This window comes from Microbacterium sp. SCPM-O-B-15248 (M128) (assembly GCF_058214835.1).
Genome location: NZ_JBYQLI010000004.1, coordinates 1 through 26,507, shown reverse-complemented (window position 1 = coordinate 26,507; position 26,507 = coordinate 1). Strand labels below are relative to the sequence as shown.

The 26,507-nt window shown below is 66.2% G+C and carries 38 protein-coding genes; 3 read left to right on the top strand and 35 right to left on the bottom strand.

Features of this window, described 5'->3' with window-relative positions:
- Nucleotides 1–31: 31 nt before the first annotated feature.
- The 34 genes from truA to AC3E6M_RS08225 form a co-directional block, all read right to left on the bottom strand.
- Nucleotides 32–889: a tRNA pseudouridine(38-40) synthase TruA gene (gene truA, locus AC3E6M_RS08390; protein WP_138174650.1), complete on the bottom strand. Its 858-nt coding sequence runs from the start codon at nucleotides 887–889 to the stop codon at nucleotides 32–34.
- Between the two features lie 84 nt (nucleotides 890–973).
- Nucleotides 974–1,540, bottom strand: a complete 567-nt coding sequence (rplQ, locus tag AC3E6M_RS08385) for a 50S ribosomal protein L17 (RefSeq protein ID WP_138174652.1) — start codon at nucleotides 1,538–1,540, stop codon at nucleotides 974–976.
- A 42-nt stretch (nucleotides 1,541–1,582) separates the two neighbouring features.
- Nucleotides 1,583–2,572, bottom strand: coding sequence for a DNA-directed RNA polymerase subunit alpha (locus AC3E6M_RS08380; RefSeq protein ID WP_022879045.1), 990 nt, complete (start codon nucleotides 2,570–2,572; stop codon nucleotides 1,583–1,585).
- 173 nt (nucleotides 2,573–2,745) lie between these two features.
- Nucleotides 2,746–3,144 (bottom strand): 30S ribosomal protein S11, encoded by a 399-nt coding sequence (rpsK, locus tag AC3E6M_RS08375; protein WP_013583990.1) that lies wholly within the window; start codon nucleotides 3,142–3,144, stop codon nucleotides 2,746–2,748.
- 34 nt (nucleotides 3,145–3,178) lie between these two features.
- Nucleotides 3,179–3,553 carry a 30S ribosomal protein S13 gene (gene rpsM, locus AC3E6M_RS08370; RefSeq protein WP_063256596.1) on the bottom strand — a complete coding sequence of 125 codons (375 nt, stop codon included), beginning with the start codon at nucleotides 3,551–3,553 and terminating at the stop codon, nucleotides 3,179–3,181.
- A gap of 139 nt (nucleotides 3,554–3,692) precedes the next feature.
- Nucleotides 3,693–3,809 (bottom strand): 50S ribosomal protein L36, encoded by a 117-nt coding sequence (rpmJ, locus tag AC3E6M_RS08365; protein ID WP_138174654.1) that lies wholly within the window; start codon nucleotides 3,807–3,809, stop codon nucleotides 3,693–3,695.
- A 58-nt stretch (nucleotides 3,810–3,867) separates the two neighbouring features.
- The gene (gene infA / locus AC3E6M_RS08360; protein ID WP_013583992.1) at nucleotides 3,868–4,089 is read right to left on the bottom strand and encodes a translation initiation factor IF-1; all 222 of its coding nucleotides are present in this window, start codon (nucleotides 4,087–4,089) and stop codon (nucleotides 3,868–3,870) included.
- Between the two features lie 137 nt (nucleotides 4,090–4,226).
- Nucleotides 4,227–4,925 (bottom strand): DsbA family protein, encoded by a 699-nt coding sequence (locus AC3E6M_RS08355; RefSeq protein ID WP_138174656.1) that lies wholly within the window; start codon nucleotides 4,923–4,925, stop codon nucleotides 4,227–4,229.
- Nucleotides 4,925–5,764, bottom strand: coding sequence for a type I methionyl aminopeptidase (map, locus tag AC3E6M_RS08350; protein WP_138174658.1), 840 nt, complete (start codon nucleotides 5,762–5,764; stop codon nucleotides 4,925–4,927). The genes AC3E6M_RS08355 and map overlap by 1 nt, the downstream gene beginning before the upstream one ends.
- Before the next feature lies 1 nt (nucleotide 5,765).
- Nucleotides 5,766–6,356 carry an adenylate kinase gene (locus tag AC3E6M_RS08345; protein ID WP_138174660.1) on the bottom strand — a complete coding sequence of 197 codons (591 nt, stop codon included), beginning with the start codon at nucleotides 6,354–6,356 and terminating at the stop codon, nucleotides 5,766–5,768.
- The gene (gene secY / locus AC3E6M_RS08340) at nucleotides 6,353–7,675 is read right to left on the bottom strand and encodes a preprotein translocase subunit SecY (protein ID WP_138174662.1); all 1,323 of its coding nucleotides are present in this window, start codon (nucleotides 7,673–7,675) and stop codon (nucleotides 6,353–6,355) included. The genes AC3E6M_RS08345 and secY overlap by 4 nt, the downstream gene beginning before the upstream one ends.
- A 109-nt stretch (nucleotides 7,676–7,784) precedes the next feature.
- Nucleotides 7,785–8,321: a 50S ribosomal protein L15 gene (gene rplO, locus AC3E6M_RS08335; protein WP_138174664.1), complete on the bottom strand. Its 537-nt coding sequence runs from the start codon at nucleotides 8,319–8,321 to the stop codon at nucleotides 7,785–7,787.
- A complete protein-coding gene (gene rpmD, locus AC3E6M_RS08330; protein ID WP_013583998.1) occupies nucleotides 8,321–8,506 on the bottom strand; it encodes a 50S ribosomal protein L30 in 186 nt (61 codons plus the stop codon). Before rpmD ends, rplO begins: the two co-directional genes overlap by 1 nt.
- Complete coding sequence (rpsE, locus tag AC3E6M_RS08325) at nucleotides 8,506–9,186, bottom strand: 30S ribosomal protein S5 (RefSeq protein ID WP_171024263.1); 681 nt, start codon at nucleotides 9,184–9,186, stop codon at nucleotides 8,506–8,508. The genes rpmD and rpsE overlap by 1 nt, the downstream gene beginning before the upstream one ends.
- Entirely contained in the window at nucleotides 9,183–9,542 is a 360-nt protein-coding gene (gene rplR, locus AC3E6M_RS08320) for a 50S ribosomal protein L18 (RefSeq protein WP_490529648.1), read from the bottom strand. Before rplR ends, rpsE begins: the two co-directional genes overlap by 4 nt.
- Nucleotides 9,543–9,544: 2 nt before the next feature.
- Nucleotides 9,545–10,081 (bottom strand): 50S ribosomal protein L6, encoded by a 537-nt coding sequence (gene rplF / locus AC3E6M_RS08315; protein ID WP_138174669.1) that lies wholly within the window; start codon nucleotides 10,079–10,081, stop codon nucleotides 9,545–9,547.
- Nucleotides 10,082–10,087: 6 nt separating this feature from the next.
- On the bottom strand, nucleotides 10,088–10,486 hold the full coding sequence (rpsH, locus tag AC3E6M_RS08310) for a 30S ribosomal protein S8 (protein ID WP_138174671.1): 399 nt from the start codon (nucleotides 10,484–10,486) through the stop codon (nucleotides 10,088–10,090).
- Between the two features lie 92 nt (nucleotides 10,487–10,578).
- Nucleotides 10,579–11,169: a 50S ribosomal protein L5 gene (rplE, locus tag AC3E6M_RS08305; RefSeq protein ID WP_138174673.1), complete on the bottom strand. Its 591-nt coding sequence runs from the start codon at nucleotides 11,167–11,169 to the stop codon at nucleotides 10,579–10,581.
- Nucleotides 11,170–11,171: 2 nt separating this feature from the next.
- On the bottom strand, nucleotides 11,172–11,531 hold the full coding sequence (gene rplX / locus AC3E6M_RS08300; protein ID WP_094736303.1) for a 50S ribosomal protein L24: 360 nt from the start codon (nucleotides 11,529–11,531) through the stop codon (nucleotides 11,172–11,174).
- 2 nt (nucleotides 11,532–11,533) lie between these two features.
- Nucleotides 11,534–11,902, bottom strand: coding sequence for a 50S ribosomal protein L14 (rplN, locus tag AC3E6M_RS08295; protein WP_013584005.1), 369 nt, complete (start codon nucleotides 11,900–11,902; stop codon nucleotides 11,534–11,536).
- A gap of 34 nt (nucleotides 11,903–11,936) precedes the next feature.
- Nucleotides 11,937–12,269 carry a 30S ribosomal protein S17 gene (rpsQ, locus tag AC3E6M_RS08290; RefSeq protein WP_134125036.1) on the bottom strand — a complete coding sequence of 111 codons (333 nt, stop codon included), beginning with the start codon at nucleotides 12,267–12,269 and terminating at the stop codon, nucleotides 11,937–11,939.
- Nucleotides 12,269–12,580 (bottom strand): 50S ribosomal protein L29, encoded by a 312-nt coding sequence (gene rpmC / locus AC3E6M_RS08285; protein ID WP_138174675.1) that lies wholly within the window; start codon nucleotides 12,578–12,580, stop codon nucleotides 12,269–12,271. The genes rpsQ and rpmC overlap by 1 nt, the downstream gene beginning before the upstream one ends.
- Nucleotides 12,580–12,999: a 50S ribosomal protein L16 gene (rplP, locus tag AC3E6M_RS08280; protein WP_077049577.1), complete on the bottom strand. Its 420-nt coding sequence runs from the start codon at nucleotides 12,997–12,999 to the stop codon at nucleotides 12,580–12,582. The genes rpmC and rplP overlap by 1 nt, the downstream gene beginning before the upstream one ends.
- Nucleotides 12,999–13,757 carry a 30S ribosomal protein S3 gene (gene rpsC / locus AC3E6M_RS08275; protein ID WP_058230882.1) on the bottom strand — a complete coding sequence of 253 codons (759 nt, stop codon included), beginning with the start codon at nucleotides 13,755–13,757 and terminating at the stop codon, nucleotides 12,999–13,001. The genes rplP and rpsC overlap by 1 nt, the downstream gene beginning before the upstream one ends.
- Nucleotides 13,757–14,155, bottom strand: a complete 399-nt coding sequence (gene rplV, locus AC3E6M_RS08270) for a 50S ribosomal protein L22 (protein ID WP_058623970.1) — start codon at nucleotides 14,153–14,155, stop codon at nucleotides 13,757–13,759. Before rplV ends, rpsC begins: the two co-directional genes overlap by 1 nt.
- A 25-nt stretch (nucleotides 14,156–14,180) precedes the next feature.
- Nucleotides 14,181–14,462, bottom strand: coding sequence for a 30S ribosomal protein S19 (rpsS, locus tag AC3E6M_RS08265; RefSeq protein WP_022878257.1), 282 nt, complete (start codon nucleotides 14,460–14,462; stop codon nucleotides 14,181–14,183).
- A 12-nt stretch (nucleotides 14,463–14,474) separates the two neighbouring features.
- Nucleotides 14,475–15,314 carry a 50S ribosomal protein L2 gene (rplB, locus tag AC3E6M_RS08260; RefSeq protein ID WP_138174677.1) on the bottom strand — a complete coding sequence of 280 codons (840 nt, stop codon included), beginning with the start codon at nucleotides 15,312–15,314 and terminating at the stop codon, nucleotides 14,475–14,477.
- A 24-nt stretch (nucleotides 15,315–15,338) separates the two neighbouring features.
- Complete coding sequence (rplW, locus tag AC3E6M_RS08255) at nucleotides 15,339–15,638, bottom strand: 50S ribosomal protein L23 (RefSeq protein WP_134125041.1); 300 nt, start codon at nucleotides 15,636–15,638, stop codon at nucleotides 15,339–15,341.
- Complete coding sequence (rplD, locus tag AC3E6M_RS08250) at nucleotides 15,635–16,297, bottom strand: 50S ribosomal protein L4 (RefSeq protein WP_138174680.1); 663 nt, start codon at nucleotides 16,295–16,297, stop codon at nucleotides 15,635–15,637. Before rplD ends, rplW begins: the two co-directional genes overlap by 4 nt.
- Nucleotides 16,298–16,301: 4 nt before the next feature.
- Nucleotides 16,302–16,961, bottom strand: coding sequence for a 50S ribosomal protein L3 (gene rplC / locus AC3E6M_RS08245; RefSeq protein WP_138174682.1), 660 nt, complete (start codon nucleotides 16,959–16,961; stop codon nucleotides 16,302–16,304).
- 8 nt (nucleotides 16,962–16,969) lie between these two features.
- Nucleotides 16,970–17,278, bottom strand: a complete 309-nt coding sequence (gene rpsJ / locus AC3E6M_RS08240) for a 30S ribosomal protein S10 (RefSeq protein ID WP_013584016.1) — start codon at nucleotides 17,276–17,278, stop codon at nucleotides 16,970–16,972.
- 437 nt (nucleotides 17,279–17,715) lie between these two features.
- Nucleotides 17,716–17,931, bottom strand: coding sequence for an Rv0909 family putative TA system antitoxin (locus AC3E6M_RS08235; RefSeq protein ID WP_138174684.1), 216 nt, complete (start codon nucleotides 17,929–17,931; stop codon nucleotides 17,716–17,718).
- Between the two features lie 169 nt (nucleotides 17,932–18,100).
- Complete coding sequence (locus AC3E6M_RS08230; RefSeq protein WP_138174686.1) at nucleotides 18,101–18,691, bottom strand: hypothetical protein; 591 nt, start codon at nucleotides 18,689–18,691, stop codon at nucleotides 18,101–18,103.
- A gap of 155 nt (nucleotides 18,692–18,846) precedes the next feature.
- The gene (locus AC3E6M_RS08225; RefSeq protein WP_138174688.1) at nucleotides 18,847–19,665 is read right to left on the bottom strand and encodes a helix-turn-helix domain-containing protein; all 819 of its coding nucleotides are present in this window, start codon (nucleotides 19,663–19,665) and stop codon (nucleotides 18,847–18,849) included.
- 291 nt (nucleotides 19,666–19,956) lie between these two features.
- Here AC3E6M_RS08225 and AC3E6M_RS08220 point away from each other — a divergent pair, with 291 nt between their 5' ends.
- A complete protein-coding gene (locus AC3E6M_RS08220; protein WP_138174690.1) occupies nucleotides 19,957–21,375 on the top strand; it encodes a tyrosine-protein kinase domain-containing protein in 1,419 nt (472 codons plus the stop codon).
- Nucleotides 21,372–21,983, top strand: coding sequence for an arsenate reductase/protein-tyrosine-phosphatase family protein (locus tag AC3E6M_RS08215; RefSeq protein WP_252370947.1), 612 nt, complete (start codon nucleotides 21,372–21,374; stop codon nucleotides 21,981–21,983). Before AC3E6M_RS08220 ends, AC3E6M_RS08215 begins: the two co-directional genes overlap by 4 nt.
- Before the next feature lie 22 nt (nucleotides 21,984–22,005).
- On the opposite strand, the gene AC3E6M_RS08210 is transcribed toward AC3E6M_RS08215, so the two are convergent.
- The gene (locus tag AC3E6M_RS08210; protein WP_171024264.1) at nucleotides 22,006–23,484 is read right to left on the bottom strand and encodes a tyrosine-protein kinase domain-containing protein; all 1,479 of its coding nucleotides are present in this window, start codon (nucleotides 23,482–23,484) and stop codon (nucleotides 22,006–22,008) included.
- A 473-nt stretch (nucleotides 23,485–23,957) separates the two neighbouring features.
- Here AC3E6M_RS08210 and AC3E6M_RS08205 point away from each other — a divergent pair.
- A partial coding sequence (locus AC3E6M_RS08205) for a heparinase II/III domain-containing protein (RefSeq protein WP_490529646.1) occupies nucleotides 23,958–26,507 on the top strand: 2,550 nt, incomplete at its 3' end.

Genomic DNA, 26,507 nt, shown 5'->3' with positions numbered 1-26,507 from the left:
GCCCCGGAGCTCACCCAGGGTTGCCAAACCCTCAGGAACTGATTCCGTCCGCATCGCGACGATTGCGCGTCTGCTCCGCGCGGGATGCCAGCAGTTCGTCAGAGGGGTACCCCACCTCCGCCAGGACGAGACCGCGCGCGGCCAGAACCTTCGTGTCCGGGGTGCGCGCACCCGCGTCACGGATGTCCAGGACGCGGTCCACGTCTATGCGCCCCTCACCCACTGCCACGCACGCGCCGACGAGCGCGCGCACCATGCTGTGGCAGAACGCATCCGCGCGGACATTGGCCGTGACCGCGCCGTCGGCCGCGCGATGCCAGTCGAACTCGAGGAGCGTCCGGATCGTCGTGGCCTCCTCGCGGGCTTTGCAGTACGCGGCGAAATCGTGGAGACCGATGAGGCTGCGGGCAGCGGCATCCATCGCCTCGACGTCCAAGTGCGCCTTGACGCTCGTCGTTCGGGCCCGGTCGAGGGGGTCATAGCCGGTTGTGAGGTCAGCGATGCGATACGAATACCGCCGCCACACGGCGGAGAAACGGGCATCGAAGCCCTCGGGCGCCACGGAGGTGCGCCGCACCGTGACGTCGGGATACGCGCCGAGAACGCCCCTCACACGGCCGGCCAGCGCCGCCACGGCATCGGTCTCGTCACCGTCACGCCGTCGACGGGGCAGACGCGCGAGCTGGTCGACGTCGAGATCGAGGTGCGCCACCTGTCCGGAGGCGTGCACTCCGGCATCCGTCCGCCCGGCCACCACCAGGCGCGGCTCCCCTCCGAGGATGCGGGTCAGCGCGTCCTCGATCGTGCCTTGCACCGTGCGCAGTCCGGGCTGACGCGCCCACCCGCGGAAATGCGTGCCGTCGTAGGAGATGTCGAGACGGATGCGCACCTATCCAGCCTAGAGGCACGGCCCCGGAGACGACTGAGGCCCCCTCCCGTCCGGGAGGGGGCCTCAGTGCGAGAGGGAGAGGGTTTACGCCTTGGCGTCGCCCTCGACCGCGTCCTCGGCGGCAGCCTCGGCCGCCGCGCCTTCTTCCGGCGACTCGGCGCCGGCGTCGGCGGCCTCGTCGACGGCGGGCGTCTCGTCAGCGGCGGTCTCCTCGGCGGGAGCCTCCTCCGCGGCGGGGGCAGCGGCCGCGGCGGGCGCGGCAGCAGCCTTGGCGGCGGACGGCTTCTTCGTGACGGGCTCGAGAACGAGCTCGATCACAGCCATGGGGGCGTTGTCGCCCTTGCGGTTGCCGACCTTGGTGATGCGGGTGTAGCCGCCCTCGCGGTCAGCGACCAGCGGAGCGATCTCGGTGAAGAGGGTGTGCACGACCTCCTTGTCACCGATCACCGAGAGAACGCGGCGACGAGCGTGGAGGTCACCCCGCTTCGCGAACGTGATCAGTCGCTCGGCGAGCGGACGCAGGCGCTTGGCCTTGGTCTCGGTCGTCTTGATCGACTTGTGGGTGTACAGGGCCGCCGCGAGGTTGGCGAGAAGCAGGCGCTCGTGGGCCGGGCCGCCGCCGAGGCGGGGTCCCTTCGTGGGCTTGGGCATGTCGTGTTACTCCAGTGGGAAGGTTCGGTCGGGTCCGACGGGTCAGACGGTCTCGTCGTCGTAGCCGCCGAAGAACTGGGCGCCGTCGAAGCCGGGCACCGAGTCCTTGAGCGACAGGCCGAGCGAGGTGAGCTTGTCGCGCACCTCATCGACCGACTTCTGACCGAAGTTGCGGATGTTCATCAGCTGGGTCTCGGAGAGGGCGACCAGCTCCGAAACGGTGTTGATGCCCTCGCGCTTGAGGCAGTTGTACGAGCGCACCGAGAGGTCGAGGTCTTCGATCGGCATCGACAGCTCGTTCGAGAGGACGGTCTCGACCGGCGCGGGGCCGATCTCGATGCCCTCGGCCTCGACGTTCAGCTCGCGCGCCAGACCGAAGAGCTCGGTCAGCGTGCGGCCAGCCGATGCCACGGCGTCGCGGGGAGCGATCGAGGGCTTCGACTCGACGTCGAGGACGAGCTTGTCGAAGTCGGTACGCTCACCCGCACGCGTCGCGTCGACGCGGTAGCTGACCTTGAGAACGGGCGAGTAGATCGAGTCGATCGGGATCTGACCCGCCTCGGCGTACTCGTTGCGGTTCTGGGTCGCCGAGACGTAGCCGCGGCCACGCTCGATCGTCAGCTCGAGCTCGAACTTCGCCGTGTCGTTCAACGTGGCGATGACCAGCTCGGGGTTGTGCACCTCGACGCCCGCGGGAGCGGAGATGTCGGCCGCAGTGACCTCGCCGGCACCCGTCTTGCGCAGGTACGCGGTGATGGGCTCGTCGCGCTCGCTCGAGACCACGAGCTGCTTGATGTTCAGGATGATCTCGGTGACGTCTTCCTTCACGCCCGGGATGGTGCTGAACTCGTGCAGGACGCCATCGATGCGGATGCTCGTGACGGCCGCGCCGGGGATCGACGACAGGAGGCTGCGACGCAGCGCGTTGCCGATCGTGTAACCGAAGCCGGGCTCGAGCGGCTCGATGACGAAACGGCTGCGGAACTCCCCGATCTTCTCCTCGGTCAGAGTGGGACGCTGTGCGATGAGCACTATGTGTTCCTTTCGATCACGTGCCCGCTATATGACACGTGTAATGGGGTGAGGTGTTGAGTTGTACTCGTCGGATGCCGCCCGCCCGGGGGCGTCACGGCATCCGAATGCGTGGGGTGCGCGAAAGCGCGAGCGTTCCCGGGGAGCGACGAGCACTCCCCGGGAACGATGCGTCAGACGCGGCGGCGCTTCGGCGGACGGCAGCCGTTGTGCGCCTGCGGCGTCACGTCCTGAATCGAGCCGACCTCGAGGCCGGCAGCCGTCAGCGAGCGGATCGCGGTCTCGCGGCCCGAACCCGGGCCCTTCACGAAGACGTCGACCTTCTTCACGCCGTGCTCCTGCGCCTGGCGGGCAGCGGACTCTGCAGCCATGCCTGCGGCGTAGGGCGTCGACTTGCGCGAGCCCTTGAAGCCGACGCCGCCGGACGATGCCCAGCTGATGACGGCCCCGGAGGGGTCGGTGATCGAGACGATGGTGTTGTTGAACGTCGACTTGATGTGGGCCTGGCCCACAGCGATGTTCTTCTTCTCCTTGCGGCGCGGCTTGCGCGCGGCGGACTTGGCCTGTGCCATGTGCGGTTCTCCTGGATCCTGCGCCGGCGGAGGCCTAGCGCGCCTTCTTCTTGCCGGCGACGGTGCGCTTGGGGCCCTTGCGGGTACGAGCGTTCGTCTTCGTACGCTGACCGCGCACGGGGAGGCCGCGGCGGTGGCGCAGGCCCTCGTAGGAACCGATCTCGACCTTGCGGCGGATGTCGGCGGCCACCTCGCGACGGAGGTCACCCTCCACCTTGTAGGTGCCCTCGATGTGGTCGCGCAGGGCGACCAGCTGGTCGTCGGTGAGGTCCTTGACGCGGACGTCCGGGCTGATGCCGGTCGCGGTGAGGATCTCGGTGGAGCGGGTGCGGCCCACGCCGTAGATGTAGGTAAGCGCGATCACCACGCGCTTGTCGCGCGGGATGTCGACGCCGGCGAGACGTGCCATGCGGCTCTCCTCAGAGTGTCGTGGAGGTGTGGAGCAGGATCGGTGCTCGGGCCTCCGCCCCGAGGTGTCCCCCGCATCGCGGGTTCTGATCCTGCCGGTGTGTATTCAGTTGGAAGTGATTCGTCGAGTCCGTGCGGACTCAGCCCTGGCGCTGCTTGTGACGCGGGTTGCTCTTGCAGATCACCATGACGCGCCCGTGGCGACGGATGATCTTGCAGTGGTCGCAGATGGGCTTGACGGAGGGGTTGACCTTCATGATTCCTGATCTCGCTGTCTTCGATCCGCCGGAGCGGTTCGTTACTTCTCGGCCGGGCTCAGCGGTAGCGGTAGACGATGCGACCTCGCGTGAGGTCGTACGGGCTCAGCTCGACGACGACGCGGTCCTCGGGGATGATGCGGATGTAGTTCTGCCGCATCTTGCCCGAGATGGTGGCGAGCACCTTGTGACCGTTGGTCAGTTCGACACGGAACATCGCATTGGGCAGTGCCTCGGACACCGTGCCCTCGATCTCGATGACACCGTCTTTCTTCGCCATAGACTCGCTCACGCTCGTTGCAGACCGGCCGGTCTGCGGTGGATGGGGGTTTGGTGCTGCGACACGCCAATGAAGGCGCAACGCACCAAAGATCAAGCATACGTGGTAGAACGCAATGCGGCAACTTGCCGCCGTGTTCAGCCGTTCAGACGCCCGACGATGTCCTTCTGGGGGTCGCCCGTGAGGTCCTTCTGGTTCACGAGAACCTGACCGTTGATCGCGATCGTCGGCGTGGAGATACCTGACCCCGTCTGCGACGGCGTCTTCTTCGTCATCGCCGTGACGAACTTCGCGTAGGTGCCGTCCTGGATGCAGGAGGTCACGGCATCCGAGGCGCCGGCGTCCTTCGCGATCGTGGCGAGGGTCGCGTCGTCGAGACCGGAGGTGCCCTCCTTGGGCTGCTGCGCGTACAGCGCCTTCACGAAGGCGGGGACGTTCGCCGCGTCGTCCACGGCGACGCAGTACGCCGCACCGGCGGCCCGCGTCGAATACTGGGTTCCCTGCGACTGCGCATCGAGGATCGCGATGGGGTGGATGTTCAGCGTGATGGTGCCACCGTCCGCGAGCTGCTGGAGCGTCGGGCCGTAGGCCTGCTCGAACGAGTTGCACACCGGGCACATGAAGTCGACGTACGTGTCCACGGTCTGGTTCCCCGAGCCGACCGAGATCGCGCCGGTGTCGGCATTCACCGCCGACGACTCGGGTACGGTCCCGGGCGAGGTCGCCTGGTTGTTGGCGAACCACACCACGCCCGCGATCACGAGGACCACGACGACGGCCGCCGCGGTCACCCCGATCGCGAACCAGTTCGTCGATTTGCGAGCAGTAGCCATCATCAGTCGATCTCCTTCGGCACCACACCGAAGGGTGCCAGCTTCTCTGCACCGCCGTCGGGAGCGGTGAGGACCCAGACGCCTCCATCGTGCACGGCGACGCTATGTTCCCAATGGGAGCCGGCCGTGCCGTCGATCGTGGACACCGTCCAACCGTCGTCCTCGACCTGGGTCTCCTGATCTCCGATCACGACCATCGGCTCGATGGCCACAGCCAGTCCTGCCCGCACCTCGGCGCCCCGGTCGGGCACCCGGTAGTTGAAGACGCTCGGCGACTCGTGCATCTTGCGACCGATGCCGTGACCGACATAGTCGCGCAGGATGCCGTATCCCCCGGCCGGAGCGTGGGTGTCGATGTACTCCTCGATCGCCGCGCTCACCTCGCCCAGGTGGGACGCACGGCTCAGAGCGGCGATGCCCGCCCACAGGGACCCCTCGGTGACCTCGGACAGCGTCCGTCGCGGCCCCACGACCTCTTCGGGCGCGTCTCCGGGGACCACGACGGTGAAGGCCGAGTCGCCGTTCCAGCCTCGGAATTCCGCTCCCGCGTCGATGGAGAGCAGGTCCCCCGCCTGGAGCGGACGATCGTTCGGGATGCCGTGCACCACTTGCTCGTTCACGGAGGCGCAGATCGTGTGGCGGTATCCGCGCACCATCTGGAAGTTCGACTTCGCGCCGCGGTCCGTGATGACGCGCGCGGCGGCCGCGTCGAGCTGCAGAGTGGTGACACCCGGCGCGATCAGTTCGCGGACCGCGTCCAGCGCGGCGGCCGTGATGAGACCCGGCTCCACCATCGCGCGCAGCTGCGCGGGCTTCTTGTAGATCGAGGAGCGCAGCACCACGTCAGCGCGCCGGTCGCAGACCGCGTGCCTCGAGAGCGGCGAAGATCCGCGCGGTGATCTCGTCGAGCCCGCCGACGCCGTCGATCTCGTCGACGATGCCGCGCGTGCCGTAGACACTGAGGATCGGCGCCGTCTCGCGCTCGTAGATTCCCAGGCGCGTGGCGATCGCTTCCTCGGTGTCGTCCGCACGACCCTGCTCGGTGGCGCGAGCCGTCAGCCGGGCCAGGGACTCCTCACGGGGGACGACCAGCGCGATGACGGCATCCAGCTTCTCGTCGCGACCCTCAAGGAACTCGTCCAGGTGCATGACCTGCGCGAGGTTGCGCGGGTAGCCGTCGAGCAGGAAACCCTCCGCCGCGTCGGCCTGCGACAGGCGGTCGCGGACGACCGCACTCGTCAGCTCGTCGGGCACGAGGTCCCCCGCGTCGATGATCGACTTCACCTGACGCCCCAGATCGGTTCCCTGCGACACGTTCGCGCGGAACACGTCGCCGGTCGAGACGACGGGGACGCCCAGCGCTTCACCGACACGGACGCCCTGCGTCCCCTTGCCCGAGCCCTGGGGTCCGACGATCAGAAGACGCGCGGTCATCGCAGCAGCCCCTCGTAGTGACGCTGCTGGAGTTGCGCGTCGATCTGCTTCACCGTCTCGAGGCCGACGCCGACGATGATGAGGATCGACGCGCCGCCGAACGGGAAGTTCTGGTTGGCACCGACCGTCGCGAGCGCCACGAGAGGCAGCAAGGCGATGAGGCCGAGGTAGATGGATCCGGGAAGCGTGATGCGCGTGAGCACGTAGTCGAGGTACTCCGCGGTCGGACGACCGGCCCGGATGCCGGGAATGAAGCCGCCGTACTTCTTCATGTTGTCGGCGACGTCGACCGGGTTGAAGGTGATCGCGACGTAGAAGTACGTGAAGCCGACGATCAGCAGGAAGTACACCAGCATGTAGAGCGGGTGGTCACCGCGCGTGAGGTACTGCGAGATCCACGTCACCCATCCGGCCGGCTCCTGGCCCGCCTGCGGCTGGTTGAACTGCGCGATCAGCGCGGGGATGTACAGCAGCGACGACGCGAAGATCACCGGCACCACACCGGCCATGTTGACCTTGATGGGGATGTAGGTGTTGGTCCCACCGTAGGTGCGACGCCCGACCATGCGCTTGGCGTACTGCACCGGGATGCGCCGCTGGGACTGCTCGACGAACACCACGAGCGCGACCACGACGATGCCCACCGCCAGGACGAGGAGGAAGACCTCGACGCCGCGCGAGTTGAGGATCGAGAGCATCGCGGCGGGGAAGGTCGCGGCGATCGAGGTGAAGATCAAGATCGACATGCCGTTGCCGACGCCACGCTCGGTGACCAGCTCGGCGAACCACATGACCAGGCCGGTACCGGCGGTCATCGTGATGATCATGAGCAGCTGGGCCCACCAGATGTCGTTGGTGAGCAGCTGCTGGCACTCGGGAGCCCCGCCCGTGCCGAGCAGCTGGCCCGACCGCGCCACCGTGATCAGCGTCGTGGACTGCAGCAGCGCCAGCGCGATCGTCAGGTACCGCGTGTACTGCGTGAGCTTGGCCTGGCCGGCCTGGCCCTCTTTGTACAGCGTCTCGAAGTGCGGGATGACCACGCGCAGGAGCTGCACGATGATCGTGGCCGTGATGTACGGCATGACTCCCAGCGCGAAGATCGACAGCTGAAGGAGCGCGCCGCCCGAGAACAAGTTGACCAACGACAGCAGGCCTTCGGTGCTCCCCGACTGCGCGAGACAACGCTGGACGTTCGGGAAGTCGACGAAGGGCGTCGGCACGTGAGCACCCAGCCGGTAGATGGCGATGATGCCCAGCGTGAAGGCGATCTTCCGCCTCAGGTCAGGCGTGCGAAAAACCCGCGCGATGGCGCTGAACAAGGGGATTCCTCCAGAAAGATCTCGGCGCGCACCGAGGCGCACACGGAATCAGACTAACCCAGAAGGGGCCGACGGCCATACGGCCGCCGGCCCCTCCTCGGGTGTGACGTCAGTTGACGGTGCCGCCTGCGGCGACGATCTTCTGCTCAGCCGAGCCGGAGACCTTGTCGACCGAGACGTTGAGCGCGACCGAGATGTCGCCGGTGCCGAGCACCTTGACCTTCTCGTTCTTGCGCACGGCACCCTTGGCCACCAGGTCGACGACGGTGACGTCGCCGCCCTGCGGGTAGAGCTCGCCCAGCTTGTCGAGGTTGACGACCTGGTACTCGACCCGGAACGGGTTCTTGAAGCCGCGGAGCTTCGGGGTGCGCATGTGCAGGGGCATCTGCCCACCCTCGAAGCCGACCTTCACCTGGTAGCGGGCCTTGGTGCCCTTGGTGCCACGACCGGCGGTCTTACCCTTGGATCCCTCACCGCGACCGACACGGGTCTTCGCGGTGTGGGCGCCGGGGACCGGACGCAGGTGGTGGACCTTCAGCACGCCGGGGCGCGCCGCAGGAGCGGCATCCTTCTTGGCGGCCGTCTTACGGGCCGGAGCCTTCTTCGGGGCGTCGACCGTGGCGGTCTCGTCCTTCTTGTCAGCCATTAGTCGATCTCCTCAACCTTGACGAGGTGGGCGACGGTCTTGACGTAACCGCGCGTCTGCGCGTCGTCGGGGCGGACGACCGAGTCGCCGATCCGCTTCAGACCGAGCGAGCGCAGCGTGTCACGCTGGTTCTGCTTCTCGCTCACCTTGGACTTGATCTGCGTGACCTTCAGACGCTCGGCCATCAGGCACCTACCTTCTGAGCGGCGGCCTCGGCGCGCACGAGGCGGGCCGGGGCGACCTGGTCGAACTCCAGACCGCGGCGGGCTGCCACGGCGCGGGGCTCCTCGAGCGACTTCAGCGCCTCGACGGTCGCGTGCACGATGTTGATCGTGTTCGACGAACCGAGCGACTTCGACAGGACGTCGTGGATGCCGGCGCACTCGAGCACGGCGCGGACGGGACCACCGGCGATAACACCGGTACCGGCGGCGGCGGGGCGCAGGAGCACCACACCGGCGGCAGCCTCACCCTGAACGGGGTGCGGGATGGTCGAACCCGAACGCGGGACGCGGAAGAAGTTGCGCTTGGCCTCTTCGACACCCTTCGAGATGGCGAGGGGGACTTCGCGGGCCTTGCCGTAGCCGACACCCACGACACCGTTGCCATCGCCCACGACGACGAGCGCCGTGAAGCTGAAGCGACGACCGCCCTTGACGACCTTCGAGACACGGTTGATCGTCACGACGCGCTCGAGGAACTGGCTCTCGTTGCGGTCGCGCGAACCACGGTCGCGCTGGTTGGTGTTGCGCTCGCGACCACCGCGACGCGGCTCGCGCTCACGCTCGGCGGGCGCCTGCGTCGCAGCTGCACCCTCGGCCGGCGCCGTCTGGTCGGTCACTTCGGTCTCCTTGTTGTCACTCACAGGTTCAGGCCTCCTTCACGGGCGCCTTCGGCGATCGCGGCGACACGACCGGCGTAACGGTTGCCACCGCGGTCGAACACGACGTCCGAGAAACCGGCGGCCTTGGCACGCTCGGCGACGAGCTCGCCGACCTTGCGTGCCTTGGCGGTCTTGTCACCGTCGAACGAACGCAGGTCGACCTCGAGGGTCGACGCCGAGGCCACGGTGTGACCCTTGCTGTCGTCGACCAGCTGCACGAAGACGTGGCGGGCCGAACGCGTCACAACGAGACGGGGACGGACTTCGGTACCCACGACCTTCTTGCGAAGGCAAGCGTGACGACGCGCGCGGGCAGCGGACTTTGTCTTGAGAGCCATGGCTACTTACCACTCTTTCCGGCCTTGCGGCGCACGACCTCGCCCGCGTACCGCACACCCTTGCCCTTGTACGGCTCGGGCTTGCGGATCTTGCGGATGTTGGCGGCGGCCTCGCCGACGGCCTGCTTGTCGATGCCGCTCACGGTCAGCTTGTTGTTGCCTTCGACCGTGAGGGTGATGCCCGCCGGCGGGTCGACGAGGACGGGGTGCGAGAACCCGAGGGCGAACTCGACCGAGCTGCCCTTCTGCGCCACGCGGTAACCCGTACCGACGACCTCGAGGCCCTTGGTGTAGCCCTGGGTGACACCGATGATGTTGTTGTTGATGAGCGTGCGGGTCAGGCCGTGAAGCGACCGCGACTCGCGCTCGTCGTCGGGGCGGGTGACGAGAACCTGGTTCTCGTCGACCGACACCTCGAGGGGGGATGCCACGGTGAGCGTGAGCTCGCCCTTGGGTCCCTTGACGGCGACCTCCCGGCCGTTCACCGAAACGGTGACACCGGCGGGGATGTCGATGGGAAGACGTCCAATACGCGACATGTCAGATCACCACACGTAGGCGAGGACTTCCCCGCCGACGCCCTTCTGCTCGGCCTGACGGTCGGTGAGGAGACCGGAGGAGGTGGACAGGATGGCCACGCCCAGGCCGCCGAGGACCGTGGGGACCTCGGTGGACTTCGCGTACACGCGGAGGCCGGGCTTCGAGACGCGCTTGATGCCGGCGATCGACCGCTCGCGGTTCGGGCCGTACTTCAGCGTCATGGTGAGGGTCTGGCCGACGCGAGCGTCCGAAACGGACCAGTCGGCGATGTACCCCTCCTGCTTGAGGATCGCGGCGATGTGGGTCTTGAGCTTCGAGCTCGGCAGCGACACGGAGTCGTGGTGCGCCGAGTTCGCGTTGCGCAGACGGGTCAGCATGTCTGCGACCGGGTCTGTCATCGTCATGTGGTGCTTCTTTCGATCATGAGGTTTCGACTGCCGTTACACGACAGGCGACCTTCGATGAGAGGCCCCCGGGATCCCGGGGGCCCGGGGGCTCAGGCCTGAGCGTCCGCCGACTGGAACGGGAAGCCGAGCTGGCGCAGCAGCGAACGGCCCTCGTCGTCGGTCTTGGCGGTGGTGACGATCGTGATGTCGAAACCACGCACGCGGTCGATGCGGTCCTGATCGATCTCGTGGAACACGGACTGCTCCTGGAGACCGAAGGTGTAGTTGCCGTTGCCGTCGAACTGCTTGGCCGAGAGGCCGCGGAAGTCGCGGATACGGGGCAGAGCGAGGTTGACCAGGCGGTCGACGAACTCCCACGCGCGGTCGCCACGGAGCGTGACGTGCGCGCCGATGGCCTGGCCCTCACGCAGCTTGAACTGCGCGATGGACTTGCGGGCCTTCGTCACGATCGGCTTCTGGCCGGTGATCTTGGTGAGGTCGTCGACCGCACCATCGATCACCTTGCTGTCACGAGCGGCCTCGCCGACACCGGTGTTCACGACGACCTTGACCAGGCCGGGAATCTGCATGACGTTCGGGTAGCCGAACTCCTCCTGCAGAGCCTTCTTGATCTCGGTGTTGTACTTCTGCTTCAGGCGGGGCTGGATCTTGCCAGTCTCCGCGGCAGTCACAGTGCTCATTCTCAGAGGTCCTTGCCTGACTTCTTCGCGAAGCGCACGCGGACGGTGCGCTTGACGCCGTCCTTCACCTGCTCCTCGACGCGGTGGCCGACGCGGGTCGGCTTCTTGGTCGAGGGGTCGACGAGCGCGACGTTGGAGATGTGGATCGGGGCCTCGAACGTCTCGATGCCGCCGGTCTTGGTGCCGCGCTGGGACTGGCCCACGCGGTTGTGCTTCGTGACGTAGTTCACGCCCTCGACGATGACGCGGTTCTGCTCGGTGAGGACCTCGAGGACCTTACCCTGCTTGCCGCGGTCTCCGCCGCGCTCGGGCTTGGCGCCCGAGATGACCTGAACCAGGTCGCCCTTCTTGATCTTCGCCATGATCAAATGACCTCCGGGGCGAGCGAGACGATCTTCATGAACTTCTTGTCGCGAAGCTCACGACCGACCGGTCCGAAGATACGGGTGCCGCGGGGCTCCCCGTCGTTCTTCAGGATCACGGCGGCGTTCTCGTCGAACTTGATGTAAGAGCCGTCGGGACGACGGGTCTGCTTGACCACACGGACGACGACGGCCTTGACCACGTCGCCCTTCTTGACGTTTCCACCGGGGATGGCGTCCTTGACCGTGGCGACGATGACGTCGCCCAGGCCCGCGTACCGGCGGTTCGATCCACCGAGCACGCGGATGGTCAGCAGCTCCTTGGCGCCGGTGTTGTCGGCGACCTTCAGCCGGGATTCGTTCTGAATCACTTGTTACTCCTTGGGTTCCAAGCAGCCGCGAGGCTTACTTGGCCTTCTCGAGGATCTCGACCAGGCGCCAGCGCTTGGTGGCGCTGAGCGGACGGGTCTCGTTGATCACGACCAGGTCGCCGATGCCGGCCGAGTTCGTCTCGTCGTGGGCCTTGACCTTCGACGTGCGGCGGATGACCTTGCCGTAGAGCGGGTGCTTCACGCGGTCCTCGACCTCGACGACGATCGTCTTGTCCATCTTGTCGCTCACGACGTAGCCGCGACGCGCCTTGCGGTAACCGCGGGCGTTCTCGTCGCGCACATCGTTGGCGGCGTGCTCGTGACCGACGACCTGCGCCTCGGCCTCTGCCTTCTTCGCGGTAGCCATTACTCCGCCTCTTCCTTCACGGCGTCGTCGGCGGCATCCGCCTTCTTCGCCTTGGTCTTCTTCGCCTTGGTCGCCTCGACCGGGGCCGGCGTCGCACGGATGCCGAGCTCGCGCTCGCGGATCACCGTGTAGAGACGCGCGATGTCGCGCTTGACCGCACGGATGCGGCCGTGGCTCTCGAGCTGGCCGGTGGCCGACTGGAAGCGCAGGTTGAACAGCTCTTCCTTGGCCTTACGCAGCTCCTCGACGAGGCGCTGGTCTTCGAACGTGTCGAGCTCGCTCGGAGCGAGCTGCTTGGTGCCGATCGCCATTACGCGTCGCCCTCCTCGCGCTTGATGATGCGTGCCTTGAGCGGCAGCTTGTGGATGGCACGGGTCAGTGCTTCACGAGCGAGTTCCTCGTTGACACCGGCGACCTCGAAGAGGACGCGACCCGGCTTGACGTTCGCAACCCACCACTCGGGCGAGCCCTTACCGGAGCCCATGCGGGTTTCGGCCGGCTTCTTGGTGAGGGGACGGTCGGGGTAGATGTTGATCCACACCTTTCCGCCACGCTTGATGTGACGCGTCATCGCGATACGAGCGGACTCGATCTGACGGTTGGTCACGTAAGCGGGGGTGAGCGCCTGGATGCCGAACTCACCGAACGACACCTGGGTGCCACCGGTGGCCTGGCCCGAACGGCCCGGGTGGTGCTGCTTGCGGTACTTGACCTTGCGGGGGATGAGCATTACGCCGACGCTCCTTCTGCCACGGGGGCCTCGTTGCGAGGGCCACGACGACGGTCGCCACCGCGGTCGTCACGACCGCGCGACTTCGGGGCGTTGGCCTGCTCGCGGGCGAGCTCCTTGTTGGTGAGGTCGCCCTTGTAGATCCAGACCTTCACACCGATGCGGCCGAAGGTCGTCTTGGCCTCGTAGAAGCCGTAGTCGATGTTCGCGCGCAGGGTGTGCAGGGGCACACGGCCTTCGCGGTAGAACTCGGAGCGGCTCATCTCGGCGCCGCCGAGGCGACCCGACACCTGGATCCGGACACCCTTGGCACCGGCACGCTGCGCGCCCTGCAGGCCCTTGCGCATCGCGCGGCGGAAGGCCACGCGGGCGGAGAGCTGCTCGGCGACGCCCTGGGCGACGAGCTGCGCGTCGGCCTCGGGGTTCTTGACCTCGAGGATGTTGAGCTGGATCTGCTTGCCCGTGAGCTTCTCGAGGTCGGCACGGATGCGCTCGGCCTCGGCGCCGCGGCGACCGATCACGATGCCCGGGCGGGCGGTGTGGATGTCGACGCGGACGCGGTCACGCGTGCGCTCGATCTCGATGTTGCTGACGCCCGCGCGGTCGAGCGAGGTGGTCAGCAGGCGACGGATCTTGATGTCCTCGGCGAGGTAGTCGGCGTAGCGCTGTCCGGGCTTCGTCGAGTCGGAGAACCACCGCGACACGTGGTCGGTGGTGATGCCGAGGCGGAAGCCGTACGGGTTGACCTTCTGTCCCATTACTTGCTCGCCTTCTTGTTGGCGCGAGCCGGGGCCGCAGCAGCGTCTTCCGGCGTCGCGAGCACGACCGTGATGTGGCTCGTGCGCTTCTTGATCTGGAAGGCGCGACCCTGAGCGCGGGGCTGGAAACGCTTGAGCGTCGTGCCCTCGTCGACGTACGCGTTCTTCACGTACAGGTCGGCGTCATCCAGGTACTCGTTCGTCTTGTCGGCGGTGACGCGAGCGTTCGCGATCGCCGAGGCGACGAGCTTGTAGATCGGCTCGCTCGCGCCCTGCGGCGCGAACTTCAGGATGGCGAGGGCCTCTTCGGCCTGCTTCCCCTTGATGAGAGCGACGACACGACGAGCCTTCTGAGGGGTCACGCGGATGTGTCGCACGCGTGCGATGGACTCCACCATTTCTCTCTCCTCTTACGCCCCCGCGTCAGCGGCGGCGGCCCTTCTTGTCGTCCTTCACGTGGCCGCGGAAGGTGCGGGTGGGCGAGAACTCGCCCAGCTTGTGGCCGACCATGGTCTCGGTCACGAACACGGGGATGTGCTTGCGACCGTCGTGCACGGCGATGGTGTGTCCCAGCATGGCGGGGATGATCATCGAACGGCGCGACCAGGTCTTGATGACGTTCTTGGTGCCGGCTTCGTTCTGCGAGACGACCTTGCGAAGCAGGTGCTCGTCGACGAAGGGGCCCTTCTTAAGGCTGCGAGGCATCTTCCTCTACTCCTACTTACGCTTCTTGCCGGCGGTGCGACGGCGGACGATCAGCTTGTCGCTTTCCTTGTTCGCGTGGCGGGTGCGGCCCTCGGCCTTACCCCACGGCGAAACGGGGTGACGACCACCGGACGTCTTGCCCTCACCACCACCGTGCGGGTGGTCGACCGGGTTCATGGCGACACCACGCACGGTCGGGCGGACGCCCTTCCAGCGCTTGCGGCCGGCCTTGCCCCAGTTGATGTTGGACTGCTCGGCGTTGCCGACCTCGCCGATCGTGGCGCGGCAGCGCACGTCGACGTTGCGGATCTCGCCCGAGGGCAGACGCAGCTGCGCGTAGGGGCCGTCCTTGGCGACCAGGCGCACCGAGGCGCCGGCCGAACGGGCCATCTTCGCACCGCCACCGGGACGCAGCTCGATCGCGTGGATCACGGTACCGGTGGGGATGTTGCGCAGCGGCAGGTTGTTGCCGGGCTTGATGTCGGCGCCGGCACCGGACTCGACGACGTCGCCCTGCGACAGCTTGTTCGGCGCGAGGATGTAGCGCTTCTCGCCGTCCACGTAGTGCAGGAGCGCGATGCGCGCGGTGCGGTTGGGGTCGTACTCGATGTGAGCGACCTTGGCGTCGATGCCGTCCTTGTCGTTACGACGGAAGTCGATCAGACGGTACTGGCGCTTGTGTCCACCACCGATGTGACGGGTGGTGATGCGGCCCTGGTTGTTGCGGCCACCGGTCTTCGACAGCGGGCGCAGCAGCGACTTCTCAGGCGTCGATCGGGTGATCTCGGCGAAGTCGGCCACCGACGAGCCGCGGCGACCGGGCGTCGTGGGCTTGTACTTGCGAATAGCCATTGTTCTTGTCCTCTATCCCGACCGTCAGCCGACTGCCGTGAAGATGTCGATGGTGCCCGACTTGAGGCTGACGATCGCGCGCTTGGTGTCCTTGCGCTTGCCGATGCCGAAGCGGGTCCGGCGGGCCTTGCCCACGCGGTTGATCGTGTTGACCGAAGCCACCTTGACGCCGAAGATCTTCTCGATCGCGAGCTTGATCTCGGTCTTGGAGGCGCGGGGGTCCACGAGGAACGTGTACTTGCCCTCGTCGATGAGCGAGTAGCTCTTCTCGGAGACGACCGGCTTCAGGATGATGTCGCGCGGGTCCTTGTTGACGGTGGTCATGCCGAGACCTCCTCGGTGGCGCCGGACTTCGACGCGACGAACGCGTCGTAGGCGGCCTTGGTGAAGACGATGTCGTCGGAGACGAGCACGTCGTAGGCGTTCAGCTGGCCGTAGGTCAGCACGTGGACGTACGCGAGGTTGCGCACGCTCTTGACGGTCAGCTCGTCGTCACGGTCGATCACGACGAGGACGTTCTTGACGGCGCCGAACCCGTTCAGGACCGCGGCAGCGGCCTTGGTCGACGGGGCACCCTCGATGCCGAAGGACTCCACGACGTGGAGACGCTCGCCACGAGCACGGTCGCTCAGCGCGCCCAGGAGGGCGGCGGCGATCATCTTCTTGGGGGTGCGCTGGCCGTAGTCACGGGGCTTGGGGCCGTGGACGATGCCACCACCGGTCATGTGCGGCGCGCGGATCGAACCCTGACGGGCGTTACCCGTGCCCTTCTGCTTGAAGGGCTTGCGACCGGCACCGGAGACCTCGCCACGACGCTTGGTCGAGTGCGTGCCCTGACGGGCGGCGGCGCGCTGGGCGACGACGACCTGGTGGATCAGCGGGATGTTCGTCTTGACGTCGAAGATCGAGGCGGGCAGCTCCACGGAGCCGGCCTTCTTGCCGTCGGCCTTGCGAACGTCGAGCGCGAGAGTCGAGTCAGCCATGAGATCAGGCACCCTTCACTGCGTTGCGGACGTAGACGATGCGGCCACGAGCACCGGGGACGGCGCCCTTGACGAGCAGCAGACCCTTCTCGGCGTCGACGGCGTGCACCGTGAGGTTGAGGACGGTCACGCGCTCGCCACCCATACGGCCGGCCATGCGCATGCCCTTGAAGACGCGGCTCGGGGTCGACGAGGCGCCGATCGAACCGGGCTTGCGGTGGTTGCGGTGTGCACCGTGCGAAGCGGAGACACCCTTGAAGTTGTGGCGCTTCATGACACCGGCGGTGCCCTTGCCCTTGCTGGTGCCGACGACGTCGACCAGCTGGCCGGCCTCGAACAGGCCGTTGACGGTGAGTTCCTGACCGAGCGAGTAGTCCGCGGCATCCGCGGTACGAACCTCGGTGAGGTGGCGACGCGGGGTGACGCCCGCGGCCTCGAAGTGAGCCGTCAGGGGCTTGTTCACCTTGCGGGGGTCGATCTGGCCGTAGCCGATCTGAACGGCGTTGTAGCCGTCCTTCTCGATCGAGCGGAGCTGGGTCACGACGTTGGGCGCAACCTCGATGACGGTGACGGGAACGAGCTTGCCGTTCTCGTCCCACACCTGGGTCATGCCGAGCTTGGTGCCGAGGAGGCCCTTGGAGATCTTGGAGTTGATGTCAGCCATGTCGAACCTCAGAGCTTGATCTCGATGTTGACATCGGCCGGGAGGTCGAGGCGCATCAGCGAGTCGACGGCCTTGGGCGTCGGGTCGATGATGTCGATCAGGCGCTTGTGGGTGCGCATCTCGAAGTGCTCGCGGCTGTCCTTGTACTTGTGGGGCGACCGGATGACGCACACGACGTTCTTCTCGGTCGGCAGGGGAACCGGGCCCACCACGGTGGCGCCGGCACGGGTCACGGTGTCGACGATCTTGCGCGCGGACGAGTCCAGTCCGGCGTGGTCGTACGACTTCAGGCGAATGCGGATCTTCTGTCCCGCCATTGTCTGCTCACTCTCTTTCTCGCGTCTTACCCGACCTAGGGCATCGGACGCACGGTGGCGCTCTCGCGCCCTGGCACTTCCCCTCGCTTGCGCGAGAGATGCTGCACCGCTGTTCAGCTGTCAAACCGGATGCCATGGCATCCGGCCCACCCCTCGCACGCACGCGTGCGAATCCCGCGAAGGAAGAGGGGTTCGGTGTGTGTTCTGCTGCCCGCGGCCCAGGACCCTGCGCTCACGCGCCGCCTGTGCACTGCCCTGACAGTGATCCTGGCGCGCGTCGGGCGCACGCCGGAATGTGGAACCTGGATAGTCTACGGGCCACTCGGGCGTGTCGCAAACCCGGGCGTGTCGCGTGCGGCATATCCTCAGCCCCCAACCGAGAACGCGACAGCGCCGCCCCCGATTCCCGGGAACGGCGCCGTGAAGATGCGGTGGACTCAGGCGTTGCCGACGTTCTTGTCGACGTTCTCGCGCACCTCGTCGACCTTGGCGTGGTGCTCAGCCGGGACGACCTTCTTGATCGCGTCCGCGGCGCCGTCGAGGACCTTGTCGCTGACCTCCTCGGCCTTCTCGCTCTTGAGGGCCTCCTCGATCTTGTCGCGGTTCTGATCGAGCAGCTGCTTGCCCTTGTTGATGATGTCGTCGACTCCCATGTGCGTCTCCCCTTCGTCTCGGATCCCGGCATCGCTGCCGGCCTGGGGTTCATTGTGCTGTCCCGCGCGCCGGAGCGGAAGTGCGAGATGTCGGCGGCCCGGGTCCGAGGACCGGTCACACGCGAAGGAGCGCCGCACCCCTCGGTGCGACGCTCCCCGGCGAACTCGGTCAGATGGTGACGGAGCTGTCGATCGTGTCGAAGTTGACGGCGGCGGCCTCCACGGTCGCGCGGGTGGATCCGAGCGCGTTGCCGGTCGTCGGGCGCAGGACGACATACGGGGCTGGGACCCGGTTGGACGCGCCGTTGAGCAGCTGACCCGAGTAGAGGAAGGTGATCGATCCCGAGGTGCCCGCAGCCAGCGAGCCCCCGGACTGGGTCCAGCCGCGGAGGTCGCGGAGGATGGGCGTGTAGTCGCCGGCCCCGTTCCACGTGACGGTGATCGTCGGGGTCGACGCGACGTAGGTGCCGTCGGGGTACTCATCGCCGTTCTCGTCGAAGATGAAGAAGCCGAAGCCCGAGGTCGACTGGTTGATCCGGATCTCGTTCGGGTTGCCCCCGCGGTAGGTCGAGATCGACGTTCCCCCGTCGAGGGTCGTGGCCGACCCCGGCTGAACGGGCTCGGGTCCGGTCGTGCTGGCCGACGCGAGCGGTGCGGCGACAGCGACGGCGATGACCGGTGCCGCCCAGGCGGCGGTCTTGATGACGGTGCGACGGCTGATGGAACCGTCGCGCCCCGGCTGACTGGTTTCGGTGCTCATGGAGCCCCCTCAGGTTCGGTAGTGCATTCGGCTTCGGGTACCGAGTGCGGTTCAGGTGATATTCACCGCCTGTAAGGTTGAATTTGCGGGGATGCAGGCGATCCGTCGCGATGCGTATGAGATGTGTCGCTTTGGGGTGAACGCGAGTTGGGGTCTCAGCGACGGCCGGCCGCCGCCGAACGAACGGCCGTCGGAGCCGCGAGCCCCTCGGACGCGAAGGCGCGAGCCAGGCTCGAACCGTTCGCGAGTCCGCAGACGTGGGCGATCCGCTCGATCGTCAATGAGCGGTACATGGCGTCCTCCAGCAACGAGACCGCGTACGCGACGCGGGCCTTGCGGATGCTGCGATCCATCGTCGTCGCGTGAGAAGCGAACTGACGCTGAAGCGAACGCAGGGACGTGTTCAGTTCGGCCGCGACGGTAGCCGGCGTCAGATCCGGGTCGCCGACACGAGCGGCGATGATCGACAACGCCGCCGCGTATCCCTGGTCCGTGCTCCGCGCACGGTCGCCCCGGAGCGAGGCGACCACGATTCCCGCGACCATCTCCTGCAGGAGTCGCTCGGTGTAGTACAGCGTCAGTCCGGTCTGCCGGCTCTCCCCCGTCGCGCACGCCCAGGCGAAGGTCAGGAATGGCCAGAAGAGTGCGGATCCCACGTCCAGGGCGAGCGCACCCACGTCCTCGAGGCCGATCCCCTGCAGCACATCGGCGGGGAACGTCACCGTCAGGTGACAGCGCGCGGGCAGCAGCGACGGCATCGCCGCGGGATCGGACACCACGAGCGCGAGGCACCCCCGCTGCTCGTGGACACCGCCCTGTGCCGACGGGGGGCGGTCCAGGGAGATCACCAGCCAGGCCTCTCCCTCGCGCGCATCGAAGGCGGGAACCGCCGGACGCGGCTCGTTGTACACCCTCAGGTGCACACTTCCCAGCGGGGTCGCCGACGGCGAGAGCCCGTGCTGTGTCGTCGACAATTGACGCTCGTTTCACGCAACACGAAGATCGCGGCGGGTGTTTCGGGGCACGGACCGCGGCGCCGGCTTCGGGTGCCAGCGTGCCCTCATGCAAGCGCACGCGGCGGCCAAGTGGCGGCACTTCACCCGCCGATTCACCCGTTGAGCCGTTGCGATCCGATCGACGCGTCCGTGTCAAATGCACATCTGGACATAGGCTGTGCGCAGACGCTTTCGATGACGAGGAGAGGTCGACGTGCAGTAACGCTGAAACCGAACTCTTCGCACCCCCTACGAGCGAACGGATGAAGGTTGGAACTGCGCGATTACCTCCAGATCCTGCATAGGAACTGGGTACTTCTTCTCGTCGCCACATTGGTAGGCGGGGGCCTTGCGGTCGGCGTCTCGTTTCTGCAGACGCCCCGCTATGAGGCCACGACGAAGCTGTATGTGTCCGCGCGCTCCGATGCAGCGGGGATCAGCGAACTGGCCCAGGGAACGTCATTCGCCCGTCAGGCGGTCGTGAGCTTTGTCGACGTCGTAAACAGCTCGATCGTGCTCGAGCGAGTGATCGACCAGTTGCGACTGGACACGACGCCAGATCATCTTCGCTCCGCCGTCGCGGCATCCACCCCGCTGAACTCGGTCATCATTTCGGTGACGGTTTCCGATCCAGACCCATCGACGGCGGCCGCCATTGCCAATTCCGTCGGCACAAACTTCTCGGATGTCGTCGTGAACACCCTCGAGCGGCCCCAAGGTGAGACCGCAAGTCTCGTGAGAATCGAAACGATCGAGCCGGCGCTTGTGCCCACGACGGCCTCATCTCCCAATTTCCCGCTCACAATCGCGCTTGGCCTTGTCGCAGGCCTCGCCCTCGGTGTGATTGCCGCGGTGGGCCGCTCGGTCCTGGATACCCGCATCCATTCGCGTCACGATATCGAGGCCGTCACAGACCTCCCAGTCTTGGGGGGCATCCCTTATGACGTTGGTATTACCAAGAGGCCACTTATCGTTGAATCTGACCGCCGAAGCCCAGGTGCCGAAGCGTTCCGTAGCCTCCGAACAAACCTTCAGTTCGTCGAAGTGGATGGCGCTGCCCGCACCTTCGTCGTGTCGAGCGCTGGGCCCGGCGAGGGCAAGTCCGTGACGACCGTTAACCTGGCCCTGGCTCTGGCAGAGACAGGCGCAAAGGTTGCGCTCGTCGATGGCGATCTTCGCCTTCCGCGAATTGCGGAGTACATGGGTCTCGAGGGTGGCGCGGGTTTGACAGATGTGCTGATCGGCCGCGCGGCTCTCGCCGATGTTCTCCAGCAGTGGGGCACGAATAAGTTGTACATTCTGCCTTCGGGACGTATCCCCCCCAACCCCGCGGAACTGCTGGGCAGTGAGGCTATGCGGCGCACAATCGAGGCGCTCACAACGGCGTTCGACTATGTCTTGATCGACGCCCCGCCTCTACTTCTAGTCACGGACGCCGCGGTTATCTCTCGCCTCGCGAACGGAACACTCCTCGTCGCTGCATCGGGATCGACGCGAAAGCCGCAGCTCTCCGCCGCCGTAGAAAAGCTGAACACCATCGGGAGCCGAATTTTTGGTGTGGTCGTCACCATGATGCCCCCCAAAGGACCGGACAGCTACGGCTACGGCGAGTACTCCTATGCCGGAGCACTCGACGAAGACTCCGGCTTGAAAAGCCGGGCGGCCGGCAAATCGGCGAAGCGGTCGTGACCTTCTCGATCCTCACGGTGTGTACCGGCAATGTCTGCCGTTCACCCGTGGCTGAATTGCAGCTTTCGGCTGCGCTACGCAACATTCCCGAAGTCCTCGTCGCGAGCGCCGGCTCTCACGCGCTTGTCGGAAGCGGCGTTCCACCCACGACGCTGACGATGGGTCGGGAGTACGGCCTGGACGCTAGTGAGCACCGCGCTCGTCAGCTCACGGAGGACCAGATCCGAGAAGCGGATTTGATCCTCGCGATGGCCCGGGACCATCGGCGGGCAATCGTGGAAGCTGTTCCAGGCGCGGTGCGGCGGACTTTCACGCTGCGCGAGCTTGCCCGGATCGCCGACCTGACCCGGGGCGGGGGGTTCGACCAGATCGACGCAGACGCTCCTCCGCTAGACATCTCTAGTTCGATGCGCGCCGCCGTCGCGCGCGCCGCGGCGCTCCGCGGTTCCGTCGGCCCAGTGGAAGATCAGCGCGAACTCGACGTGACCGATCCCTTCGGGCGATCTGACGACACTTACCGCCGCTCCTTCGCGCAGCTGATCCCCGCCGTCGCATCAGTAGCATTCTTCTTGACGGAGGCAATGCGCGACGTGACCGCTCGCCGTTAGCGGACGGGCTACACCGCGCGAGTCATGCTGATCGGCGCGAGCGACGCCGCAATCCTTGCCCGTCTGCTGGGTTGTCACCTGCTGCTGGGGTCACCGCCGGGACGGCTGAGACCGCCTGAACTTCGGCGGACGCGTAGTACTCGCGCCCGTAGTGCCCGCCATAGTATCCGCCGCCACGCTTTGGAACACGGTTGAGAACAACTCCCAGCGCGCGCCCGCCCACCTTTTCGATGTTCGCGAGCGCGCGCTTCAGAAGGTCATACGTTGTCTTCCCCGCCGTCACTACAATGATCGCCCCGTCGGCCTGTCTGGACAACACAGCGGCGTCCGTAACTGGCAGGAGCGGCGGCGCATCCAAAATGACGATCGCTTCTGCCGCGAGTTCGTGCAGCAGCAGATTCATCCGTTCAGACCCTACGAGTTCGCTCGGGTTAGGAGGTATCCGTCCCGCGGCAAGGACCGTGAGATTCGGAGTGTGGGCGGGCTGCGAAACCTCCCGCCAAGTCGAGCGCCGCGCGAGGACGTCGGTGAGACCGACGTCTGCCACGATGCCGAAGATATTCGCCAGCATCGGACGCCTTAAGTCCGCATCCACAAGCACGACGGGCTGTCCGCTTGCGGCGAGGGTGACGGCGAGGTTCGCGCTCGTCGTTGACTTCCCGTCGCCGGGAAGTGGGCTTGTTACGACAAGGATGCGCGGAGGGTGATCGACATCCATGAATTGGATGTTCGTGCGCAGTTCCCGCATCGCTTCGCTCATCGCAAAAAGCTCGTGGGGGACGTGAGAGCCGCCGGCCGGAAGAAGTCGGGACGCACTCGAGAATGTCCTCTCGAGAGGCAAGATACCCACGACGGCTCGCCCCGTCTCCTTCTCAACCGTCTCAGCCGAACGGACACGTCGATCCAAGGTGTGGCGCGCTACGGCGTAGATTATGCCGAGGGCAAGCCCCGCGACCACACCGAGCGCAGCGAACAGGCGGTCGTTGGGGTAGCTCGGGGAAGACGGCAGCCGGGCCGAGTCACCCTCGACGAGGCGGACGACCTCGCCGCCGCCGGATGATCCGCCCTCCAAATTCTGCACCTCGACGGCCATCCCGGCCAGCCATGCTTGAGCGAGGTCGCGAGCACCCTCGGGCGTGGACGCCTGGGCGCGCACATTGATGTTGACGGTATCCAGCGGGTTGGTGACAGCCACCCGATTGACCAGATACTCCGGAGTGACTTTGAGGCCCAACTCATCAATAGCGTGCTGCGCAACGGCGCGCCACGACCCCAAGTCGATGTACGACTTGACTTTTGCTTTGGCGAGATTCTCGCCGATGAGTGCGGAGCCCGCATCGCTTCCACCGACGGTTGCCGCCACGTACCCGCTCGCCTCGGCCGTGTAGGTCTTGGGCTGCAATACCGCCCACCCATACGCGAGCGCTCCCCCCACAATGGTCGCGACGACGATGGCCACCCAGTGCGCGCGAAAGACACGCAAATACACCCCAAGTTCCACGACGCTCCTCACACTCGCACCCGTCGGGTCATCCTACCTGCGTGTAGTTGACGCCTCCGTGCGGAGCATCACCCCGCGATGCGCCACCATCGGCCACTTTGCGCAGGATGACAAATTTCCCAACCCTAACCTCTTGCGAGGCATCCGATCCTCCGCCGAAGCTGGACTTGGCACAATATTGCGCGGACACTGTCGCAATCTTGAGGAAGTCTTGAGGGTAGAGGGTCATGCTGCGCTGCAGACAATTCGCATCCTGGTCGCTTACAGTGGCCTTTCTTCTCGTGGTATCTACGCTCGTACACGCGCAGGCAGCTAGTGCGGAGGCTCCAGCCAGCCCGACGGTCTCAAGCATTTCGTCCCCGCACCCGCGGGTTCTAGCGACACCAGGGCGCTTCGAAGCCGTCCCTTCCCAGCCCGGAACGGATGCCTACTCGAACATCCTGCGCGCGCGCACGCTGCAGGACGCTGGTCAGATGATGTCTTCGGCTGTCGTCACCTTCGACAGATCCGACGCGGGCTCGATGCTCGCCTCAGCGCGGACATTGTCGAGTCGAAGCACCACGCTCGCGATGGCGTGGCGGCTGACCAATGACCGTTCCTTCCTGGATCGACTCGCCTCCGACATCTCCGCGGCCACCGCTCTCGCCGACTGGTACCCCGACCACTTTCTCGTGACCGCGGAAATGACCCAGGCCGTGAGCATCGCCTACGACTGGGGATATAGCGCGTGGACCGACCAGCAGCGCAGCGCCATGCGGACGGCAATCGTTGACAAGGGGCTCGCACCGTCGTTGCGCGTATATGACTCAACAACATCAGCGTCGCCGTTCAAGTTCCTGGGCAATTGGTCGCTGCGCGCCGACAACATTAACGTCGTCGTGAACTCGGCGATGATCATCGGTGCCTCCGCTGTGGCAGGTGACTCGACCTCGACGGTCGTCAACACGGTCCTGAGTAAAGCCGTTCCAAGCCTTCGTGTCGGCATCAGGGCATACTCCGCCGATGGCAGCTTCGCTGAGGGCCCGACATATTGGGAGTACGCAACGCGTTTCCTGAGTTCAGCGATCACGACCCTTCGCAGCAGCATGGGTTCCGACTACGGCCTGAGCTCTGAGGGCGGCTTCCCTCGGACGGGCGCATTCATTCAGTCTCTCGTGGGTCCGAATGGTGCGGCGTATGGGTATGCGGACAGCGCCCAGGACATCCAGATCGGCGGCGCGCTGAGTGGCCTTGGTGCCGCGCTCCAAGACCCCTCGCTCGTGGCACTCGCAGCGACGTCCGATTCGACCGGCTTCGCGCCGCAGCAGCTTTTGTGGCGGGATCCAGCGACGCTCGGTGGCGTGGCTCCGCCCCGAGCGCCGCTCGACGCCTCTCTCGATGGGAGCATTGCCTCCGGTCGCGGGGGTTTTCAGTCGGACTCATCGTTCTTTGCCTTCAAGTACAGCGGCACGCCCTCAGCCAGTCATCAGCAGTTCGATGTGGGAGACTTCAATTTTCAGGCGCTCGGTCAAGAGTGGGCGATGGACCTCGGTCTAGAGCCGGCCTCCTATCTGCTTTCGGAAGGCAGCGCCGCGCCCCGCTGGCAGTACTACCGCGTCGCCCCCGAGGGGCACAACACACTATCGACCCACCCTTCGCTGGCCGAACCGCCTTCGGGCACTGTCGGCAACCTCGTGAATTCGTGGTCGTCGGTCGACTCGACGACGACGGTCGCCGATCTAACAAACGCCACCTCGAACCTGTATTCGTGGCGCCGCGGCGTTCAGTTGTTCAATGGGCGAACCGAGCTCCTCGTCCAAGACGAATTCTCCGCCTCATCGAACACCGACGTCCTGTGGTCCATGCACACCGCCGCGAACATCTCCGTTGCCTCAGATGGACGATCGGCGCTGCTCTGGTTGGGAGGCCAAAGGCTACTCGCGCGGCTCTTGCCTGCCAGCGCGGGGACCTTCACAACGATGGCGGCCACCGCGCAGCCGACCTCGCCGCAGCCGGCGCAAGAGGCAAACTCTGGCGTCCGTAAACTAGCGGTCACGGCGGCCGTAGACGGGTCGGCGACAATCGCCGTCCAACTCACTCCACTCCCTCTCGGGTCCAGCGCGGAGGCCGCTCCCCCTCTCCGCGGGAGCGCTGCGCTCAGCACCTGGGTGCCGCCGAGCGCGACTCCGTGCACCCTGAGTTCCCTCGCCGTCAACGGTGCCACTATTGACGGCTTCGATCCCGCTGTCGCTTCTTATGTGGTGCCTCAGCCAGTGGGGACGGCACCCCCAGCCGTGAGCGCGACTGCGGCGCAGGGGAGCGTCTCGGTGTCGCAGGGCACCGCAGACAACCGCAACGCGCTCCTCGTGGTGTCCGGTTCCGGCTGCTCCACCTCGAAGTATCGGGTCCTCTTCCCTCGTACTGATTTGACCATCCGCGCTGCAACCGCAACCGCCACCGCTGCAGGTTCACCCACATTCACGTTCGACGGCAAGCTCGCATCATCGTGGAGTGCGCCAGCGTCCGGTGCCGCGATCACCTGGCACTTCTCCGGCCCCGTCTCACCGTCCTCCTTGGTCGTGCAGTGGGGGGCTGTACCCTCGTCAGACGCTTACACGCTCGAATGGTCGACGGACGGGCAGTCTTGGCAGTCCGTATCCGCAGATCTCCGGAAGACGTCGGCGAATGTCCAGATCTTCACCGTGAGCGGAGTCAGTAGTGCGCGGTTTCTGAGATTGTCCGCCTCCACGGCCATCGAGATACGGGAGTTCGAAGCGTTCGCCCGGACGCCGACAGACGATTGGTACACCTTCCCCGCCACCACTCTGACCGCCGTTTCAGTTGGCGGCGTGCCTGCCAAAATGGAACTGGGCAGTGGCGCGAGCGCATCCGTGACGTTCAGTGCGACGGGCGAAATCCCTAGCAATGTCGCGGTGCGATTCGTCACTCGCGGTTCGGGCGCTTTGTCCGTCTCGAACTCGGGAGAGGTGCGGGCCAACAAGGTCGGTGACGACGTGGTCGGTGTGATCGCCTCCTGGGGTGGA